16 protein-coding genes are annotated in these 19,201 nt (G+C 61.2%); 4 read left to right on the top strand and 12 right to left on the bottom strand.

Annotated elements, in window-relative coordinates:
- Positions 1 to 110: 110 nt before the first annotated feature.
- The 9 genes from ATH90_RS02900 to amaB form a co-directional block, all read right to left on the bottom strand.
- Positions 111 to 1,016 (bottom strand): cation diffusion facilitator family transporter, encoded by a 906-nt coding sequence (locus ATH90_RS02900; RefSeq protein ID WP_034105654.1) that lies wholly within the window; start codon positions 1,014 to 1,016, stop codon positions 111 to 113.
- Between the two features lie 191 nt (positions 1,017 to 1,207).
- Positions 1,208 to 1,975, bottom strand: coding sequence for an SDR family oxidoreductase (locus tag ATH90_RS02895; RefSeq protein ID WP_034105656.1), 768 nt, complete (start codon positions 1,973 to 1,975; stop codon positions 1,208 to 1,210).
- Positions 1,976 to 2,780: 805 nt separating this feature from the next.
- Positions 2,781 to 3,497 (bottom strand): ABC transporter ATP-binding protein, encoded by a 717-nt coding sequence (locus tag ATH90_RS02890; protein WP_025857339.1) that lies wholly within the window; start codon positions 3,495 to 3,497, stop codon positions 2,781 to 2,783.
- Complete coding sequence (locus ATH90_RS02885) at positions 3,494 to 4,369, bottom strand: ABC transporter ATP-binding protein (protein WP_034105658.1); 876 nt, start codon at positions 4,367 to 4,369, stop codon at positions 3,494 to 3,496. Before ATH90_RS02885 ends, ATH90_RS02890 begins: the two co-directional genes overlap by 4 nt.
- Positions 4,366 to 5,643, bottom strand: a complete 1,278-nt coding sequence (gene livM, locus ATH90_RS02880) for a high-affinity branched-chain amino acid ABC transporter permease LivM (protein WP_025857341.1) — start codon at positions 5,641 to 5,643, stop codon at positions 4,366 to 4,368. Before livM ends, ATH90_RS02885 begins: the two co-directional genes overlap by 4 nt.
- 2 nt (positions 5,644 to 5,645) lie before the next feature.
- Positions 5,646 to 6,560, bottom strand: a complete 915-nt coding sequence (locus ATH90_RS02875) for an ABC transporter permease subunit (protein WP_034105661.1) — start codon at positions 6,558 to 6,560, stop codon at positions 5,646 to 5,648.
- A gap of 231 nt (positions 6,561 to 6,791) precedes the next feature.
- A complete protein-coding gene (locus ATH90_RS02870; protein ID WP_025857342.1) occupies positions 6,792 to 7,928 on the bottom strand; it encodes a branched-chain amino acid ABC transporter substrate-binding protein in 1,137 nt (378 codons plus the stop codon).
- 374 nt (positions 7,929 to 8,302) lie between these two features.
- A complete protein-coding gene (gene amaA / locus ATH90_RS02865) occupies positions 8,303 to 9,586 on the bottom strand; it encodes an L-pipecolate oxidase (protein ID WP_034105662.1) in 1,284 nt (427 codons plus the stop codon).
- A 173-nt stretch (positions 9,587 to 9,759) separates the two neighbouring features.
- Complete coding sequence (gene amaB / locus ATH90_RS02860; protein WP_069021513.1) at positions 9,760 to 11,250, bottom strand: L-piperidine-6-carboxylate dehydrogenase; 1,491 nt, start codon at positions 11,248 to 11,250, stop codon at positions 9,760 to 9,762.
- Positions 11,251 to 11,404: 154 nt separating this feature from the next.
- Between amaB and ATH90_RS02855 the strand changes: the two genes are divergently transcribed.
- From ATH90_RS02855 to nadE, 3 genes are all read left to right on the top strand, one after another.
- Positions 11,405 to 12,292, top strand: coding sequence for a LysR family transcriptional regulator (locus tag ATH90_RS02855; protein ID WP_098465667.1), 888 nt, complete (start codon positions 11,405 to 11,407; stop codon positions 12,290 to 12,292).
- 213 nt (positions 12,293 to 12,505) lie between these two features.
- Entirely contained in the window at positions 12,506 to 13,720 is a 1,215-nt protein-coding gene (pncB, locus tag ATH90_RS02850; protein WP_034105666.1) for a nicotinate phosphoribosyltransferase, read from the top strand.
- 3 nt (positions 13,721 to 13,723) lie between these two features.
- A complete protein-coding gene (nadE, locus tag ATH90_RS02845; protein ID WP_034105668.1) occupies positions 13,724 to 14,551 on the top strand; it encodes an ammonia-dependent NAD(+) synthetase in 828 nt (275 codons plus the stop codon).
- Positions 14,552 to 14,687: 136 nt separating this feature from the next.
- Here the strand turns inward: nadE and azu are convergent, their stop codons facing one another.
- Complete coding sequence (gene azu, locus ATH90_RS02840; RefSeq protein ID WP_010213586.1) at positions 14,688 to 15,134, bottom strand: azurin; 447 nt, start codon at positions 15,132 to 15,134, stop codon at positions 14,688 to 14,690.
- Positions 15,135 to 15,467: 333 nt separating this feature from the next.
- Between azu and ATH90_RS02835 the strand changes: the two genes are divergently transcribed.
- A complete protein-coding gene (locus ATH90_RS02835; protein ID WP_034105670.1) occupies positions 15,468 to 15,650 on the top strand; it encodes a hypothetical protein in 183 nt (60 codons plus the stop codon).
- A gap of 46 nt (positions 15,651 to 15,696) precedes the next feature.
- Here ATH90_RS02835 and ATH90_RS02830 read toward each other — a convergent pair whose 3' ends face one another.
- The gene (locus ATH90_RS02830) at positions 15,697 to 16,587 is read right to left on the bottom strand and encodes a transglutaminase family protein (RefSeq protein WP_069021515.1); all 891 of its coding nucleotides are present in this window, start codon (positions 16,585 to 16,587) and stop codon (positions 15,697 to 15,699) included.
- On the bottom strand, positions 16,587 to 19,073 hold the full coding sequence (locus tag ATH90_RS02825; protein ID WP_034105674.1) for a circularly permuted type 2 ATP-grasp protein: 2,487 nt from the start codon (positions 19,071 to 19,073) through the stop codon (positions 16,587 to 16,589). The genes ATH90_RS02830 and ATH90_RS02825 overlap by 1 nt, the downstream gene beginning before the upstream one ends.
- Positions 19,074 to 19,201: the final 128 nt, after the last annotated feature.

The raw sequence follows: 19,201 nt of genomic DNA, 5'->3' as shown, positions 1-19,201 counted from the left end.
CTCTTCGCGCGCAAGCCCGCTGCTACATTCGACCCGCATTCCAAGGGCAGGACACGGTTAAATGTGGGAGCGGGCTTGCTCGCGAAAGCGTCACCTCGGTGCAACTGCCCTCACGCAATCCACTTGCGGTCCCCGGTAAAGCTGATCGTCAACCAGCGCGCCGCATCTGGGGTGCCGAGCCCTGTGGATATTTCTTCGCGCAGCCCGTCGAGGGTGGCGACATTATCCAGCGGGTAATTCGCCGGCAGCACCACATGAATCTCGATAAATCGCGCCCGCCCGTGCTTTTGCACGTAGGACACATAATCGTCGAATCCATGCCTGGCCTGTGCCGCGTCCATCACTTCACGCACCTTGTCGTCCAGGTGGTCCGGCGCAATCCCCAGCACCTCGCGCAACGCCGGGCGCAGGATCTTGAACGCCGGAGCCAGCATGCTCAGGGCCAGCAGGATCAGGATCAACGGGTCGACGTACACGGCCCACTCGCCGTAGCCCTGGGACTTGAGCAACAGTGCCGCCAAAAAGCTGATGAGCAAGCCCACGGAGAGCATCGCGTCCACCAGCCAGCTGATGTTGTCGAACTGGATCAGCGATGATTTCAGCGTGCGATTGCGGTAGCGCACATAGAAGAAATAGGCGAACTCGACGACGGTAAACACCGCCGCATAAATGATCACCAGCCCCAACTCGATCTCGCGCCCGCCATTGATAATGCCGAACACACCATTGAGGAACGCATAGATAGCGATCAGCAACAGGAAACTGCCTTCGATCAGCAGCACCATGGGCTCCAGGTGCCAGTAGCCAAACTGGAAGCGCTCGTTGCTTTTCTTGGCGATCAGCTTGGCCGTGATCAGCATCAACACCTTGATGGCGGTGGCGATCAGCGAGAAAAAGCCGTCGAACAGAATGGATTGGGCGCCAGATACCACACCCGTGACAATCCCGGCGATCGCCACGGCGAACATCAGGATGGTCGATTGTTTGAGCAGTGCCTGCTCACCTCGGTTACTCACATTTCCTCCTGTCAAAACCTTTAAACCGCACAATGCGGAGGGGTTTTCAGGGAGGGAGTGTACCTTATGGCCTGTTTTTGGCCATTTTGCCGCCTTCACGAGCAGGTTCGCTTCCACACTCGACGCCTTTGTCAGGCTGTAACAGGGTCAAGTGTGGGAGCGGGCTTACCCGCGAAGAAGGCAACGCGGTGTCAGCCCTTGGCGCCACGCTCGATCGCAAACCCGGCCCAGGTCTGGCTCACCGGCATCAATTCCAACCGGTTGATGTTGACGTGCGCCGGCGTGTTCAACACCCAGAAAATCGTATCGGCGATGTCCTGCGGCTGAATCGGCTCGGCCCCCGCGTAAGTCGCGTCATAACGCGCCTGGTCACCGCCGAACCGCACCAGCGAGAACTCGCTCTCGCACAGGCCTGGTTCGATGTTGGTGACGCGCACGCCAGTCCCTTGCAGGTCGCAGCGCAGGTTCAGCGAGAACTGCTTCACGAACGCCTTGGAGCCGCCATACACGTGGCTGCCCGGGTAAGGGTAGCTGCCGGCGATGGAGCCGAGGTTGATGATGCCGGCGCCACGGCCGTGGGCGATCAAGCGCGGCAGCAGCAGGCTGGTCGTGGTCAGCAGGCCCTTGATGTTGGTGTCGACCATGGTTTCCCAATCGTCGAGGTTGCACTTGGGCGCAGGGTCGGTGCCCACGGCGAGGCCGGCGTTGTTGATCAGCCCGCGCAACGTGGCGAACGATGGCGGCAGGTTGGCGATGGCGTCCTCCATACCCTTGCGGTCACGCACGTCCACGACCAGGCCATGCACCTCGGTCTGCTGGGAAAGCGCTTCGACCAGCGCATTCAGGCGGTCGGCGCGACGGCCGGTGAGCACCAGTTTCCAGCCGGCTTCTGCAAAACGACGAGCGCAGGCCTCGCCAAAACCTGAGGTTGCGCCAGTAATAAACAGCGTGTTGGACATGGTGGTCTCCTTGCGGGCATCGGGGAAAAAAATCAGCCAGCAGAATGCCCTTACGCCGCGGTGGCGGCAACCGCTAAGCATGCAACGCCCCACACAGCTGATCATTTATTAACCACTACGAGCAAAGCCATATGCACCGTGGCTTGCAGCTATATGCGCGCAGGTTATCCACAGTTGCGCCCACAGTCTTTGGGGGCAAGTGCAAATTGCGCCAGGCCTTTATACACAAGGGTTACAGACGGTTTTAGAAAGTTTTTTGCTTGACCTTGGCTGAAGCGTATGTAGGCCCCAGGACAAACGGAAAACCAGAACGATGGCTCCAGGCCAGTCATTCCGGCCTCTGCGGCCGTCTTTCCAGAGTTTAGTCACAGACTTATCCACAGGCTGGCGAGACATATTTTGGTCATATACCTGTGTCTTTAAACAGGTTGACAAAAGGCGCCGCCGGGTCGCAAAAACCCGCTAGTCAAAAAACACTCATCACGCTGCAGGCCACGTATTTATTGACGTTCAGCCAGCTACTCCCACGTTACCCACAGCCGGTTCCACAGCGGATGGGGACAAGTCAAAACTGTGACAAAACAGGGATTTGCGGCGGCTATATGTCGCGCTTTGGAGGCAGGCTGGATTTGTTTTCCACAATTTGGCATCGGCCTTGTGGACAGTGCAAAAACACAGGTGGGAGCGGGCTTGCCTGCGATGGCATCTCCTCGGTCCAACTGATCGACCGAGGCGTCTGCACCGCAGGCAAGCCCGCTCCCACATAAAGCAGGCACCTATAGGAGGGCCTGCATTGCGTTGTACATCAGTGACCGCCGAGGTAGGCGTTGCGCACTTCCTCGTTGACCAGCAGCTCCTTACCCGTACCCGTCAGGCGAATCTCGCCGTTGACCATCACATACGCCCGGTCCGACAGGCGCAGCGCGTGGTTGGCGTTCTGCTCGACTAGGAAAATAGTCATCCCGGTAGACGCCAGCTCGCGCAGGGTCGAGAAGATCTGCTTCACCACGATCGGCGCCAGGCCCAGGCTCGGCTCGTCCAACAGCAACAGCTTGGGCCGGCTCATCAGCGCGCGGGCGATGGCGAGCATTTGCTGCTCGCCACCCGACATGGTCATGGCGCGCTGGTTACGGCGCTCCTTGAGCCGCGGGAACAGCTCGAACATGCGCTGCATATCTTCCTGGGCAAACTTGTCGCCAATCGGGATGGTGCCCATCAGCAGATTTTCCTCGACGGTCATGTCGGGGAACACCCGCCGCCCTTCCGGCGATTGCGCAATGCCGTTGGAGGCGATGTAGTGCGACGACTTGTGGGTAATGTCGACGCCGTTGTAGATGATCTGCCCCGACTCGGCCCGTGGCTGGCCGAAGATCGACATCAGCAACGTGGATTTACCAGCGCCATTGGAGCCGATCAGGCTGACGGTTTCGCCTTCGTTGATGTGCAGCGAGACTTTCTTCAAGGCCTGGATGGGGCCGTAGAACACATCCAGGTCCTTCATTTCGAGGATAGGTGCACTCATACCAGCTCCTCTTCGTCCGCGCCCAGGTAGGCGGCAATCACTTTCGGGTCGTTGCGGATCGCGTCCGGCCCGCCCTCGGCGATCACGTTGCCGTGGTCCAGCACCACGATGTGGTCGGAAATACTCATCACCATGCCCATGTCGTGTTCGATCAGCACCACCGTCAGGTCGTGTTCGTCGCGCAACAGGCGAATCATCGCGCTGAGGGCTTCGGTTTCCTGCGGGTTGAGGCCCGCAGCGGGTTCGTCCAGGCAGATGATCTGCGGCCGGGTGCACATGGCGCGGGCGATTTCCAGGCGGCGTTGCTGGCCGTAGGAGAGTTCACCGGCCAGGCGGTTGGCGCAGTCCACCAGGTCCACCACTTCCAGCCAGTAGAAGGCGTGGTCGAGGGCATCGCTTTCGGCCTTGCGGTACCCCTTGGTGTTGAGGATGCCGGCCAGCATGTTGCGGTTGACCCACATGTGCTGGGCAACCAGCAGGTTTTCCAGCACCGACATTTCCTTGAACAGGCGAATGTTCTGGAAAGTCCGCGCCAACCCGGCCCGGTTGACCAGGTGGGTGCCGCCGAACATCTTGTAGTACACGCGGCTGAAAAAGCTTTTGGGCGACACGAAGTCCGTGGCCTTGAAGCGCTCACCCAGCAGCTGGATCACGTTGGTCTGCTGGCCACGGATGTTCAGTTCGATCTTGCCGCCACTGGCTTTGTAGAAGCCGGTCAGGCAGTTGAACACCGTGGTCTTGCCGGCGCCGTTGGGGCCGATCAGGGCGAAGATCGAGTTGCGTTCGACCTTGAGGCTCACATCGCTCAGGGCCTTGATGCCACCGAAGTGCATCATCAGGTGTTCCACGGAGAGCACGACTTCCTTGCTCATGGCGCCACTCCTTTACGTGGGGTCACACCGGTACGGCTGATGCGGATCAGCCCGCGCGGTCGCCAGATCATCATCACCACCATCAACACGCCAAACAGCAGGACGCGGTATTCGGAGAAGCTGCGCAGCAATTCTGGCGCGACGGTCAATACGAAGGCTGCGATCACCACGCCCACCGTCGAGCCCATGCCGCCCAACACCACGATCGCCAGGATCAGCGCCGACTCGAAGAAGGTGAACGACGACGGGTTGACGAAGCCCTGGTAGCTGGCGAAGAACACACCGGCCAAACCGGCAGTCGATGCACCGATGGTGAACGCCGAAAGCTTGACCAGCACGTGGTTCAGGCCCATGGAACGGCAGGCGATTTCATCTTCGCGCAGGGCTTCCCAGGCGCGGCCGACCGGCATGCGGGTCAGGCGGTGCTTGATATACAGCACAGCCAGCACCACCAGGAACAGCACGATGTAGATGAACAGGAATTTGATGTTGGGGTTGTAGTCGATGCCGAAGAATTCATGGAACGGAATCCCGCCATCCTTCGCGCGCTTGCCGAACTCCAGGCCGAGGAAGGTCGGCGATGGCACCGGCATACCATTCGGACCGCCCGTGAACGACAGCCAGTTGTTGAGCACCAGGCGAATGATTTCACCAAAGCCCAGCGTCACGATGGCCAAATAGTCACCGTGCATTCGCAGCACCGGGAACCCGAGTATGCACCCCGCCAAGGCCGCGGCGATGGCCGCCAGGGGCAGCACGGTCCAGAAGCCCAGGCCGAGGTATTGATAACCCAGTGCCAGGCCATAGGCGCCGATGGCGTAGAACGCCACGTAACCGAGGTCGAGCAAGCCGGCCAGGCCCACCACGATGTTGAGGCCCAGGCCCAGCAGCACGTAGATCAGCCCGAGGATCACCACCGTCAGCAGGTACTTGTTGGCGAAGATCGGGAACACGATGGCGATCACGATCAGCGCCGGGATGATCCAGCGCAGCCGCGACTTGTAGTCCGGTGCCAGCACATGCACACCAGAGCCACTGCTCTCGAAGCCCTGCAGGATCTTCAGGCCCTTGGGGGTTTGCAGGAACAGGCTCATGGCAAAGCGGCCGACCATCACGATGGCCACCAGCAGGCCCACGCGGGCCGGTTCCAGGTTGAAGCTGTAGCCGTCGAGTACAACGCCGACGATCGGACCGAACACGATCAGGGAGATCAGCCCGGCGAGGACCGTATCGACCACACTTTTCTTGATATCGATGGGTTTGGCAGCAGACATGTTTACACCTTCGCCACGAGTGGGCGACCAAGCAGGCCCTGGGGACGGAAAATCAGAATCACCACCAGCAGGGAGAAACTGAACACGTCTTTGTAGTCAGAGTTGATCAACCCCGAGAACAGCGACTCGGAGATACCGAGGATGATCCCGCCCAGCATCGCCCCAGGCAGGGAGCCGATGCCGCCGAGTACCGCTGCGGTAAATGCCTTGATGCCGATGATGAAGCCGGCATAGAAGTCGAAGGTGCCGTAGTTGAGGGTAATGAGCACGCCGGCCAATGCAGCCATGGCGGCACCGATGACGAACACATAGGAGATCACCCGGTCGGTGTTGATACCGAGGATCGACGCCATCTTGCGGTCTTGCTGGGTCGCGCGGCACATGCGGCCCAGCTTGGTGTACTTGATCACGTAGGTCAGCAGGGCCATGCCGGCGAAGGCGGCGACCAGGATGAAGACCTTGGTATACGTGAGCTGGACGAACCCGGTGCCGATGTCGACACGCCAGGCCCCGGCCAGCAGGGTGGGGATACCTTGTTGCTTGGCGCCCTGGGCGATCTGCGCGTAGTTCTGCAGGATCAGGGAGATCCCGATGGCGCTGATCAGCGGTGCCAGGCGGGTGGAGTTGCGCAGCGGTTTGTAGGCAACACGCTCGATGACCCACCCGTACACGCCAGTGACGACCACGGTGAAGATCAAGGTGCCGAGAATGAGCAGCGGGAAGGATTCGATGCCGAAGTAAGCCAGCAGTGCCAGACTGATCGCCGCGAGGTAAGCGGAAATCATATAAACCTCGCCGTGGGCGAAGTTGATCATGCCAATGATGCCATAGACCATTGTGTAGCCGATGGCGATCAGGCCATAGACCGACCCGAGGGTCAGGCCGTTGACCAGTTGCTGCAGGAAAATACCATCCATAACGCAATCTCACGCGGTGAGCACCTGCACACCGGTGGGTGTGCGGCGCTTCTGGAGGAAAAAACAGATATTCATCACGACACCACTTCCCTGTGAGAGCGGGCTTGGGTGGGCGCTGACTTGCCTGCGATGCAGACGCCTCGGTACTTCAGCACTACGGAGGTGATGCAATCGCAGGCAAGCCAGCTCCCACACAAGCCCTGCTCCCACAAGGTCTTGGGGTGCTAAGTCTTACTTCTGCTTTTCCAGCTGGTGGTATTTGCCGTCTTTATCCCACTGGTAAACCACGTAGTCGGAGATCTTCAGGTCGCCCTTGGAGTCCCAGGCTTTCTCGCCCATGACGGTTTTCACCGGGTGAGCCTTCAGCCACTTGGCAGCGTCTTCGCCTTTGTTGGACTTGGCACCGTTGAAGCCGGCGGCCAGGGCCTGGACCGAAGCGTAGGCGTACAGGGTGTAGCCTTCAGGCTCGGTGCCGTTCTTGCGGAACTCTTCCACCACGGCCTTGCTGTCTGGCAGCAGGCGCGGGTCAGCGCCGAAGGTCATGTACACGCCATCGACGTACTGCGCACCGCCAGCCGTGGCAACCAGTTCGTCGGTAACCACACCGTCATCGGACATGAACTTGACGTCCTTGAGGCCGGCTTCGCGGATCTGGCGAACCAGTGGGCCGGCTTCCGGGTGCAGGCCGCCGAAGTAAACGACGTCGGCACCGGTGGAGCGGATCTTGGTGACCAGGGCGCTGAAGTCTTTCTCGCCACGGGTCAGGCCTTCTTCCAGCACCGGCTTGACGCCGCGCTTGGTCAACTGGGCCGCGGTGGCATCAGCCAGGCCTTTGCCGTAGGTGTCCTTGTCGTTGATGACGGCGACTTTCTTGCCCTTGAGTACGTCGACGATGTAGTCGCCGGCCACGATGCCTTGCTGGTCGTCACGCCCGCACATACGGAACATGGCGCCCAGGCCGCGCTCGGTCACTTGAGGGTTGGTGGAACCTGGCGTGATTGCGATGATGCCTGCTTCGTCATACACCTCGGACGCCGGGATGGTGTTGGAGGAACAGAAGTGACCGACCACACCGATCACCTTGTCCTGGTCCGCCAGGCGGTTGGCCACGGCAACGGCCTGTTTGGGTTCGCAGGCATCGTCGCCGGCAACCAGCACGATTTTCTCGCCGTTGATGCCGCCGGCCTTGTTGATCACATCGGCTGCCGCCTGGGCACCCTTCATGTACTGCTCACCGAAAGCGGCGTTGGCACCGGTCATCGGCCCCGCTACGCCAATCTTCACATCAGCTTGAACAAACGCAGAAACACCCAGCGCCGCTGCAACGGCGAGGGCCAGAAAACCTTTCTTGTAAAACGTCTGGGACATGAGTGGTGCTCCGATATTTTTGATTTTTGGCACGACAACTTGCGTTCAAACTTTTCACTGAAAGCCCAGAGCAAGGCGCGTGCCATTACGTTTTTATTCTTCAAAAAGACACGGTGTCATTGTTATTGCAGGCGTTTCGCCTCCATTCGCCAGGACGTGCAACCCTCTAGCATCAGAAGGTGCAACCGATGAACCCAAAAAGTACAACCTTGGCAGGTCGCACCTGCAACCAACGCTATAAACGACAGTTGTTGAACCTGTAACAGACTGCGTAACGGAACTGCACATTTACAGTGCGTGATTGCTACAACTTGCACCAATACAGATTAGTAGCCTGCTAAGAAAATGCAGGGTTCTGAGCGGTATTTCGCTGATCAGATCACGATCCGCAAGCATTGCCCTGCGTGATACAGCGAGAAGCCAGCTTCATACAGGCAACTGCGCAGGCCCACCCCGGCCAACGGTTGCATGGGCGCAAACGGAATCGGCAACGCCTGGGCATTCTGGTGACACAGGTAGTCGGCAAACGCTTTGCCGACCACACTGCCAGTGGTCACACCACGGCCGTTATAGCCCGTGACTGCCACCAACCCGGGGGCAGGCTCGAACAGCCGCATCAAGTGGTCCGGCGTGAACGCGATACAGCCGGTCCAGGTGAATTCCCACTGCACCGATTTGAGGTAGGGGAAGTAATGTTGCTGCACCCGATCGGCCCACGCCTTGAGGAACCATGTCGGTTTTTGGTTGCCATTGCCCAGGCTGCCGAGCAACAAGCGGCCATCGGCGTCGCGGCGGATACTGCTCAGAACCTGGCGTGTGTCCCAGGAGCCTTGGCCACCGGGCAAGATCTGTTTGGCAGCCTCGTCCGTCAGCGGGGCCGACGCGACCTGGTAGTAGTAACCAGGGAAAAAATTGCGTCGCAGTTCGGTCCACTCGCCTTCGGTGTAGGCGTTGGAGGCGATCACCACCTGTGCAGCCTGCACTGAACCCTGCGCGGTTTGCACCGACCAGTGCGAGCCTTGGCGCTCGAGCTGGGTGACGGGAGAATGGTCGAACAACTGCCCGCCCAGACCGACTGCCGCGTTGGCCAAACCACTGGTGTAGGCCATCGGGTTCAGTGTGCCAGCACGCCGGTCCAGCAAGGCGGCCGCAATCTTTTTGGTACCGGTGGCTTGCTCGCAAGCCAGGCCGGTGAGCAACTCCACCGGCGCTCCACGGCGCTTCCATTGTTCTTCGCGACTGCGCAAATCCGCCTCGCCACGGGCATTGTGCGCCATGTGCAAGGTGCCCTCGCGGCGCAATTGGCAATCGATGTTGTATTTGTCGACCAGGCTGAACACCAGCGACGGCGCCGCGCCCAACATGCGGTTGAGCTGGCTGCCGACTGCCTCGCCAAAACCGGCTTCGATCTCGTCCGGCGGGATCCACATGCCGGCGTTGACCAGCCCGACGTTGCGGCCCGAACCGCCATGGCCGGTGCGGTGAGCCTCCAGCACGGCGACGCTTTTACCCTGTTCCAGCAAATGAACAGCCGCCGACAGCCCGGTGATCCCGGCGCCGATCACACACACATCGACCTTGACCTCGCCCTTGAGCGCAGCGTGCTCCGGCCGGCCGGGGGTGAGGTGTTCCCACAAACATGTTTCACGTAGTGCCATTGCCAGACTCCGGGATGAAACCTAACAAACAACTATTGTTTTGACGTGCAAGCCCAATCAACCGTGGGAGCTGGCTTGCCTGCGATGCAGGCACCGCGGTGCATCGTTTACACCGCGGTGATGCTATCGCAGGCAAGCCAGCTCCCACATTGGCCGCGCTGCGACGGGCGGGATCAGTCGAAGGTAATGCCCTGGGCCAGCGGCAACTCCAGCGAGTAGTTCACGGTATTGGTCTGGCGACGCATGTACCCGCGCCACGCATCCGAGCCCGATTCACGCCCGCCGCCGGTCTCTTTCTCACCGCCAAACGCACCGCCGATTTCCGCGCCACTCGGGCCGATGTTGACGTTGGCGATGCCGCAGTCGCTGCCCACGGCCGACATGAACTGCTCGGCTTCACGTACGTCGGTGGTGAAGATGCACGACGACAACCCTTGCGGCACGGCGTTGTTCAGGCGCAGGGCCTCGGCGAAATCGGTGTAGCCGACCACGTAGAGAATCGGCGCAAAGGTCTCGGTGCATACCACGTCGCTCTGCTCGGGCATTTCCACGATCGCCGGCGATACGTAGTAGGCGTTGGGGAATTTGTCTTCCAACTGGCGCTTGCCGCCGAACACCTTGCCGCCTTCGCTCAAGGCTTGCTCCAGCGCATCCTGCATATTCTCGAAGCCGTGCTTGTCGATCAGCGGGCCAATCAGGTTGCCTTCCAGGGGGTGGCCGATGCGCACTTTGGAATAGGCCGCCTTGAGGCGGGTGACGATTTCTTCCTTGACCGATTCGTGCGCGATCAGGCGGCGCAGCGTAGTGCAACGCTGGCCGGCAGTGCCGACGGCGCTGAACAGGATGGCGCGCACGGCCATGTCCAGGTCGGCGCTTGGGCCGAGGATCATCGCGTTATTGCCGCCCAGCTCAAGGATGCTGCGGGCAAAGCGCGCGGCGACTTTAGGGGCCACTTCGCGGCCCATGCGCGTGCTGCCAGTGGCACTGATCAGGGCCACGCGCGGGTCATCCACCAGCGCGGCACCCGCATCACGCCCGCCGATAATCACCTGGCTCAGGTACTCGGGAGCGCCGTCGAACTTCTTCAGTACGCGCTCAAACAACGCCTGGCAGGCCAGGGCGGTGAGCGGGGTCTTTTCCGACGGTTTCCAGATCACTGCGTTGCCGCACACCAGCGCCAGCGTGGTGTTCCACGCCCACACCGCCACCGGGAAATTGAACGCGCTGATCACGCCGACCACGCCCAGCGGGTGCCAGGTTTCACGCATGTGGTGGCCCGGACGCTCGGAAGCGATGGTCAAACCGTACAGCTGGCGCGACAGGCCGACGGCGAAGTCGCAGATGTCGATCATTTCCTGCACTTCACCCAGGCCTTCCTGGGTGATCTTGCCGGCTTCCCAGGACACCAGTTCGCCCAGGTCAGCCTTGTATTCGCGCAATACATCGCCAAATTGACGCACCAGCTCGCCACGGCGCGGTGCCGGCACCTTGCGCCAGGCCTCGAATGCATGCTCGGCGCGACTGACCTGTTGCTCCACCTCGGCGGCACCTTCCCAGTGCACGCTGCCGATGCGGCTGCCATCAATCGGCGAATGCACAGGCTGTTTACCCGACTGGTACAGCGCCGGGTCTACCCCGAGACGATCAAGCAATGCGGCAACCATGGGTCACTCCTTCAATCTACAGACAGAAAAATTGCGCCGCGGCCCGCACGGCGATCCAGACCTTATTTGTAGCTGGCCCAAGACTTGCCAACAAACGACGATTAGGCGAGATATCATTCCGTTTATTCATGCAAAGAATAAAAAGAGGCGTGCCGTGCTGAACAAAAGACATTTGCCCTCGATCACTGCCCTGCAGTGTTTCGAAGCCGCCACCCGCCACCTGAGCTTCACCCGCGCCGCCGAGGAGCTGAACCTCACGCAAAGCGCGGTGAGCAAACAGGTGGCGCAGTTGGAAGAGCTGCTGCAACACCTGCTGTTTCGCCGGGTGCGCCGTCGCTTGCAGATGACCCCGGCGGGCGACCTGTACCTGGTGGAAGTGCGCAAGATCCTCACCCAGGTGGAGATGTCCACCCACTACTTGCGCTCCTACGGCGGCGAGACCGAAGTGCTGCGCGTGTCCACGCCCTACACCTTCGGCGCGCGCTGGCTGGTGCCGCGCCTCAAGGGCTGGCGCCTGCGTCACCCGCAGATCCACCTGGACCTGTGCAACGAGCAGGAGCCGGACGAGTTGTTGCAAGGCAAGGCCGACATGGCCTTCTACTTCGGCCAGGGCTCACGCCCCGGCACCGAGAGCCTGAAATTGTTCAGCGAAGAGCTCGTCCCTGTCTGTGCGCCGGAAAGCCTGCCGGCGCAGCCGTTCACCGACCCCACACAATTGAGCGACCTGGTGCTGCTGCAAAACGCCTCGCGGCCCCAGGGCTGGCACGACTGGTTTGCCAGCCAGGGCTTCCACACCGAGCACAGCTATCACGGGCCGCGCTTTGACACCTTCTATATGTGCATCCGAGCCGCGCAAGTGGGCTGTGGCGTGGCGCTGCTGCCACGGTTCCTGGTGGAAGAAGAACTGGCCGACGGCAAGCTGGTCATCCCCTGGAAGCATGCGATGCCCAGCCAGGACGCGTATTACCTGGCTTACCCGGAGCATTCGGCGGAGGTGCCCAAGGTGCGCGATTTCGTGAAGTGGATGATGGAACAGGTTTAGCGCTTTTTGACTGCACTACCGTCATCGCAGGCCAGCCAACTCCCACATTTGGAATGCATTCACCTGTGAGTGCCAGGCTTGCCCGCGACGGCGTCTGCAGCCATTCCAAAAAAATCACTGGCAAAACCCCACGGGTCTATGCGCCACTAGCCCCCTTCCTTAATTGTGCGTAAAGGTCGGCGCCCATCGCCGACCCGTCTGGAGATTCCCGTTATGAGCGAGAGTGTGTTTGCCGATCGCATCGTGCAGAACTTGCTCGACACCGACTTCTACAAGCTGACCATGATGCAGGCGGTGCTGCACAACTACCCCAACGTGGAAGTTGAATGGGAGTTTCGTTGCCGTAACAGCGAAGACCTGCGCCCGTACCTGGCTGAGATCCGCTACCAGATCGAGCGCCTCGCCGAGCTGAGCCTGAGCCCGGACCAACTGGGTTTCCTGGAACGCATCAGCTTCATGAAGCCAGACTTCCTGCGCTTCCTCGGGCTGTTCCGCTTCAACCTGCGCTACGTGCAGACTGGCATCGAGAACGGCGAGCTGTTCATCCGCCTGCGCGGGCCGTGGTTGCATGTGATCCTGTTTGAAGTGCCGATGCTGGCCATCGTCAGCGAGGTGCGTAACCGCTACCGCTACCAGACCGTGATCCTCGAGCAGGCCCGCGAGCAGCTGTACCGCAAGTTCGACTGGCTGACCGCCAACGCCAGCAGCGACGAGTTGGCCGAGCTGCAAGTCGCCGACTTCGGCACGCGTCGGCGCTTCTCGTACCGCGTGCAGGAAGAAGTGGTCAGCGTGCTCAAGCATGACTTCCCCGGGCGCTTTGTCGGCACCAGCAACGTACACCTGGCCCGCGAGTTCGATATGAAGCCGCTGGGCACCATGGCCCACGAATGGATCATGGCCCATCAACAACTTGGCCCGCGCCTGATCGACAGCCAGATCGCCGCACTGGACTGCTGGGTCCGCGAATATCGCGGCCTGCTGGGTATTGCACTGACCGACTGCATCACCACCGACGCGTTCCTGGGTGATTTCGACCTGTATTTCGCCAAGCTCTTCGACGGCCTGCGCCATGACTCCGGGGACCCGGTGCAGTGGGCGGAGAAAGCCATCGCCCACTACCACAAGCTCGGCATCGAACCCATGAGCAAGACCCTGGTGTTCTCCGACAGCCTGTCGCTGCCCAAGGCCCTGCAAATATTCCGCGCGTTGCGTGGTCGAATCAACGTGAGCTTTGGCATTGGCACCAACCTGACCTGCGACATTCCAGGTGTCGAGCCGATGAGCATCGTGCTTAAAATGACCGCCTGCAATGGCCAGCCCGTCGCGAAGATCTCCGATGAAGCGGGCAAGACCCACTGCACCGACCCGAATTTCGTCGCCTATTTGCGTCATGTTTTCAAAGTACCTGCCATTTCTAGCAAGGAGTGAATCATGCAAGCCGTACAGCGTGAGATTGCTGAACAGCTCAAGGTCCAAGCGCCGTTCAAAGACCAGGCCGCCCTTGAGGCCGAAGTCGCCCGCCGCGTGACTTTTATCCAGGACTGCCTGCGCAATTCCGGGCTCAAAGCGTTGGTGCTGGGCATCAGCGGCGGTGTCGACTCCCTGACCGCCGGCCTGTTGGCCCAACGCGCGATGCAGGAGCTGCGCGCCAGCACCGGCGATGAAGCCTACCGTTTTATCGCCGTGCGCCTACCCTACGAAACCCAGTTCGATGAGATTGATGCCCAGGCGTCGGTGGACTTTATCGAACCGGACGAACGCCACACAGTGAACATCGGCCCGGCGGTTAAATCCCTGGCCAATGAAGTGGCGGCATTTGAAGGCAAGGCCGCGGTGTCCCGCGATTTCGTGTTGGGCAACACCAAGGCGCGCATGCGCATGGTCGCCCAGTACACCATCGCCGGCGCGGCCGGTGGCCTGGTGATCGGCACCGACCACGCAGCGGAAGCGGTGATGGGTTTTTTCACCAAGTTCGGTGACGGCGCCTGCGACCTGGCGCCGTTGAGCGGGCTGGTGAAGAACCAGGTACGCGCGATTGCGCGGCACTTTGGTGCGCCGGAGTCGTTGGTGGAGAAGATTCCGACTGCCGACCTGGAAGACCTTTCGCCAGGTAAGCCGGACGAAGCGTCACATGGCGTGACCTACGCCGAGATCGATGCGTTCCTGCATGGCGAGCCGGTGCGCGAGGAAGCGTTCAGGATTATCTGCGACACGTACCGCAAGACCGAACACAAGCGGGTCATGCCGTTTGCGCCGTGAGGTGAGCCAGAGCGTGTTGTATTGATCGTTAGATTGCCATCGCAGGCAAGCCAGCTCCCACTGTTGACCGATGTCCAACATGAGAACGCGGTCGAGTGTGGGAGCTGGCTTGCCTGCGATGAACGATGACGCGGTCTTACTTGACGGTCACAGTGCCTTTCATCATCGAGATGTGGCCTGGGAACGAGCAGAAGAATGCATAGTCAGTACCGGCCGCCAGCTTCGACACGTCGAAGGTCACCGAGTCTTTCTCGCCAGCACCGATGATTTTGGTGTGGGCGATGATCCGATCGTCACCTGGTTTCAGGTAGTCCTTGTCGATACCCGCGGCCATGCCGTCAGTGGCAACAGGCTGCATGTTGGCGGCGCTGGTCAGCACCCAGTTATGGCCCATGACGTTTTTCGGCAGGTTGCCGGAGTGAGTCAGCTCGACGGTGAATGTCTTGCAGCTCTTGTCGATTTCAATGGCTTTGGTGTTGAAGGACATCTGGTCAGTGGAGTCGACGGTGACCTTGCACTCTGCAGCAAGCAACTGGCCGCTCGCCAGAGTCAGCAGGGAAACAGCAACGAGTTTGGCAAACATGTGAATCTCCAAGGCAGGGTTTAGAAAACGCGTATTGCGACAAAGGGTGCCTGAAGCAGGCAGAAATTCTTATGATCTGAATCAACAGATTGTATACAACTTTAGGCTATCAGACTGATCAACACAATCTACCAGCCAAAGTACTGCGACCTGCCTATGATCGGCTCATCACCCACCGGAGTCCGAGCCATGCACCTTAATCAACTGTTCAACGGCCTGCTGGCTGCCTACGCCTGCGGTAAGTGAAGGCCAAGCGCACCTCGAAGCTGCTACCATGTCGTCCCAAGGCAGCTGCGCGCCGCCACCCTCACCTTCGACCCTAGAGGATCGCCCATGGCCAAACCTAATTACTCCTTCGCCAAACGTCAGAGAGACTTGGCCAAGGAACAGAAGAAAGAGGAAAAACTGCAGCGCAAGAAAGCCGCTGCCGATGAAGAGGCCGGTGCACTGAACCCGGATGCCGATGCTGAAGTAACGAGCGACGAGACCGAAACACCAAAAGATCCGGCTGAATAATTTCCTTTGTGCTGAGCCGGCCCCTCCGGCTCGGCACAATCAACCGTTATTCCAGCGGCATCACCGTCACCCGCACCTCAGGGTCATGGCTCCCTCCCCCCAGGATCACCCCTCGCAACGGCGACACATCGGAAAAGTCCCGGCCCCAGGCCAGGGTGATGTGCTCCAGTGCCGGCTGCACATTGTTCGTCGGGTCGAAATCCACCCAACCTGATACCGGGCAATACACCGACACCCACGCATGGGACGCATCCGCGCCGATCAGCCGTGGTTGGCCGGGCGGTGGCTGGGTGAGCAGGTAACCGCTGATATAACGCGCCGCCAGCCCCCGCGAGCGCAGGCAGGCGAGCATCAGGTGGGCGAAGTCCTGGCACACGCCGCGTCGACGCTCCAGCACTTCCACCAGCGGTGTGGCGACCTGGGTGGCTTCGGCATCGAAAGTGAACTCGCTGAAGATCTTCTCCATCAATGCCTGCACGCCCAACAACAGCGGCTCGCCAGGGGGAAAGCAGCTTTCGGAGAACTCGACGAAGGTTTTCTTCAGGTGCACATAGGGCGATTCGAAACGGTAGCGGCAGGCTTCGATCAGCTCTGGCGGCATGGCCTGGCTGCTGTAGGTCAGGCTGTCGCGGGTCTGGTCCCAGGCCGGCGATTGCTGGAAGTCCAGCGCCGGCCGCGCCAGCACTTCCACGGTCAACCCGGCATTCACCAGCAGCTCATCATGGGGCCGCTCGAACGCCAGGCGAGTGATGGGATTGCCAAACACGTCCAGCTCATCGCGGCGCGACGTCGGCTCCGGGCTGATATCCAGTTGTTGCGAGCTGCAACGCTGCCAGGCGCACGGCCGTGGCCACAAGTGCGCCAACTGCTGGGCCAGGGACACCGGGCTGTCGTAGTGGTAATGAGTATCGTGGAAAATCTGATAGCGCGCGCTCATCACACCGACACCGTTTGCTGGCTGACATCATCCACATGGGCAAAGTGGCGCAAGGCCAGGCGGTCCGACACTTGCCCACTCTCATCGGCGACGGCTTGCAGCAGATCAGCCAAGCCATCCAGCGCGGCACGCACGCTGGCTTCGCCAAACAACGGGTTCTCCAGGCAGCCCAGGTCGAATCGCGCCAGGCGCTCGACCAATGGAGCCAGGCCGGTTTCCCGCGCCACGCCGAAATCGTCGTTGAGACGCCGCAGGGTGCGGCTCACCAATTTGAGCTGGAACAGCACCGCATGGGGGTTCTGCTCGTCCAGCAGCAGCAGGTCGAGGACCGGGATCAACTGTGGCACCGCCAGGTAGCGCGAGCGATAGGTGATGCTGCTGTTGCCCAGCTCCAGCAACCACTCCAACCCCGCCTGGTCGAACACCGCCACGCCTCGCAGGAACGCCGCCAGGCTGCTGCTCAGAAATTGCAGGCGCTCGATGCGCCGGCCCATCATCAAGAAGCGCCAACCTTCGTCGCGGGTCATGTCGTCCAGGGCAAACCCGGACAGCGCCGCCAGGGACATCACCAGGCGGTTGAGAAAATCCAGCAACTCGCCAAAATCCGGGGTGTCGCTTTCCAGCTCAATGGCCTCGCGTTGCAGCTCCACCAGGGCTTGCCAGTTCTCCCGGGACAACTTGCCGCGCACCTGAGACGCCGCCCACTGCAAGCGTTGCAGGTTGGCGCGCAGGCTCGAGGGCCAGTCATCACCGAGCAGCGCCGCCAGCAGGCGTTCGGGCAACTCGCCCTCCTCCGGCAACAGCCGCAGGTTTTCGCCCAGCTCGACCGCCGCCTGCAAGGCCAGCGGGTCGTCACCGTCCACGTAGCGCGCCAGCACGATGCGCAGCCAGCGTGCACTGTCATCGCAGCGCTCGCAGTAACGCCCGAACCAGAACAGGTTTTCCACCACGCGGGACGGTAGATAAGGATCGCGGCGCACCAAGTCATGGGCGCCAATCGCCCGCTGTGCACGCCAGTGCTCGCTACCGGCGGCGCGTTCGCCCAGCACCCAGGTGTCCTTGCTGGCGCCGCCACGTTGCATCGACACCACTTCGGCATCGGCCTCGGCGGCCACCCGCGTCAGGCCGCCGGGCAGCACGCGGTAGCCGTCGTCGCTGGCCACCGCGTACACGCGCATGCCGATGGCGCGGTGTTGCAGGTGGTCATCCACGGTGTGCCACACCGGCGCCTGGGACAGTTGCGCCAGCTCCTGCGCGACATAGGCGTAGGGCCGGGCGCGCATGCGCTCGGCCAGGGCCTGGCGTTGTTCGTCGTCCAGGTCACGGCCGAATACCGGCGCAAAACTCTGCGACGGAAACGCCGGCTTGATCAGCAGTTCCGGCAGTTTCTCCAGGGCTTCAGCGAGCACCGGCGCTTCACCGCACCACCACGTGGCAATGGACGGCAGGATCAGTTCTTCGCCAAACAGGAACTCATTGATCTTGGGCAGGAACCCCAGCAAGCCGGGGGACTCCAGCACGCCGCTGCCCAAGGCATTGGCCACCAGCACATTGCCTTGGCGCACGGCGTCCAGCAGGCCGGGCACGCCGAGGGCCGAGTCGGTGCGCAGTTCCAGCGGGTCGCAGAAGTCGTCATCCAGGCGGCGCATGATCGCGTGCACCCGGCGCAGGCCGCTGAGGGTCTTCAGGAATACGGTGCTGTCGCGCACGGTGAGGTCGCCGCCTTCCACCAGCGGGTAGCCGAGTTGGCGAGCGAGGTACAGGTGCTCGAAATAGCTTTCGTTGAAGCGGCCTGGCGTGAGCAACACGATCAGCGGGGGCTGGTTATCAGCGGGCGCCTGGCGGGCCAGGGTTTCCTGCAAGGTGCGGAAGAAACCGGTGAGGTGCTGAACTTGCAGGTCCCGGTAAAGATCCGGGAACGCCCGCGACACGATGGTACGGTTTTCCAACGCATAACCGGCACCGGATGGCGCCTGGGTACGGTCGGCGGTGACCCACCAACGGCCATCCGGCGTGCGCGCCAGGTCCACGGCGTACAGGTGCAGGAACGCACTGTCCGGCAGTTGAATGCCCTGGCACGGCCACAGGAAGTTGTTATGCCCGAACACCAGCTCGGCCGGCAGCAAGCCTTCCTTGATCAGGCGTTGCGGGCCGTACAGGTCGGCCAACACGGCATTGAGCAGGCGCGCACGCTGGGCGATACCCGCCGACAGCTGCTGCCATTCATCGGCGGCCAGCACATGGGGTAGCAGGTCCAGCTCCCAGGGACGGTCCGCGCCCTTGGGGTCGGCGTAGACGTTATAGGTCACGCCGTTTTCCTGGATCTGCCGGGTCAGCAACGCCTGGCGCTGGGCCAATTGCGCGGGTGTGCTGCGTTGCAGATGGTCGAGCAGGCGCCGCCAGTGGGCACGTACCGCGCCGCTGTCGTCCAGCAGTTCATGATAGGTGCCCGCGGTCAGCGGGTAACGGTCGAGCAAGTCGGACATGGAACGCTCGGCAGGGGCAAGGGGGCTCAGATTAACCTAACAAACACGGCAAATCCCCTGTGGGAGCGGGCTTGCTCGCGAAGGCGGCGGATCAGTCAACTGATGTATCGACCGATTCACCGTATTCG

Origin of the sequence: Pseudomonas lurida, from assembly GCF_002563895.1 — a bacterium.
In the GTDB taxonomy this organism is placed as follows: Bacteria; Pseudomonadota; Gammaproteobacteria; order Pseudomonadales; family Pseudomonadaceae; genus Aquipseudomonas; species Aquipseudomonas lurida.
This window is presented reverse-complemented; position numbering and strand designations above follow the sequence as displayed.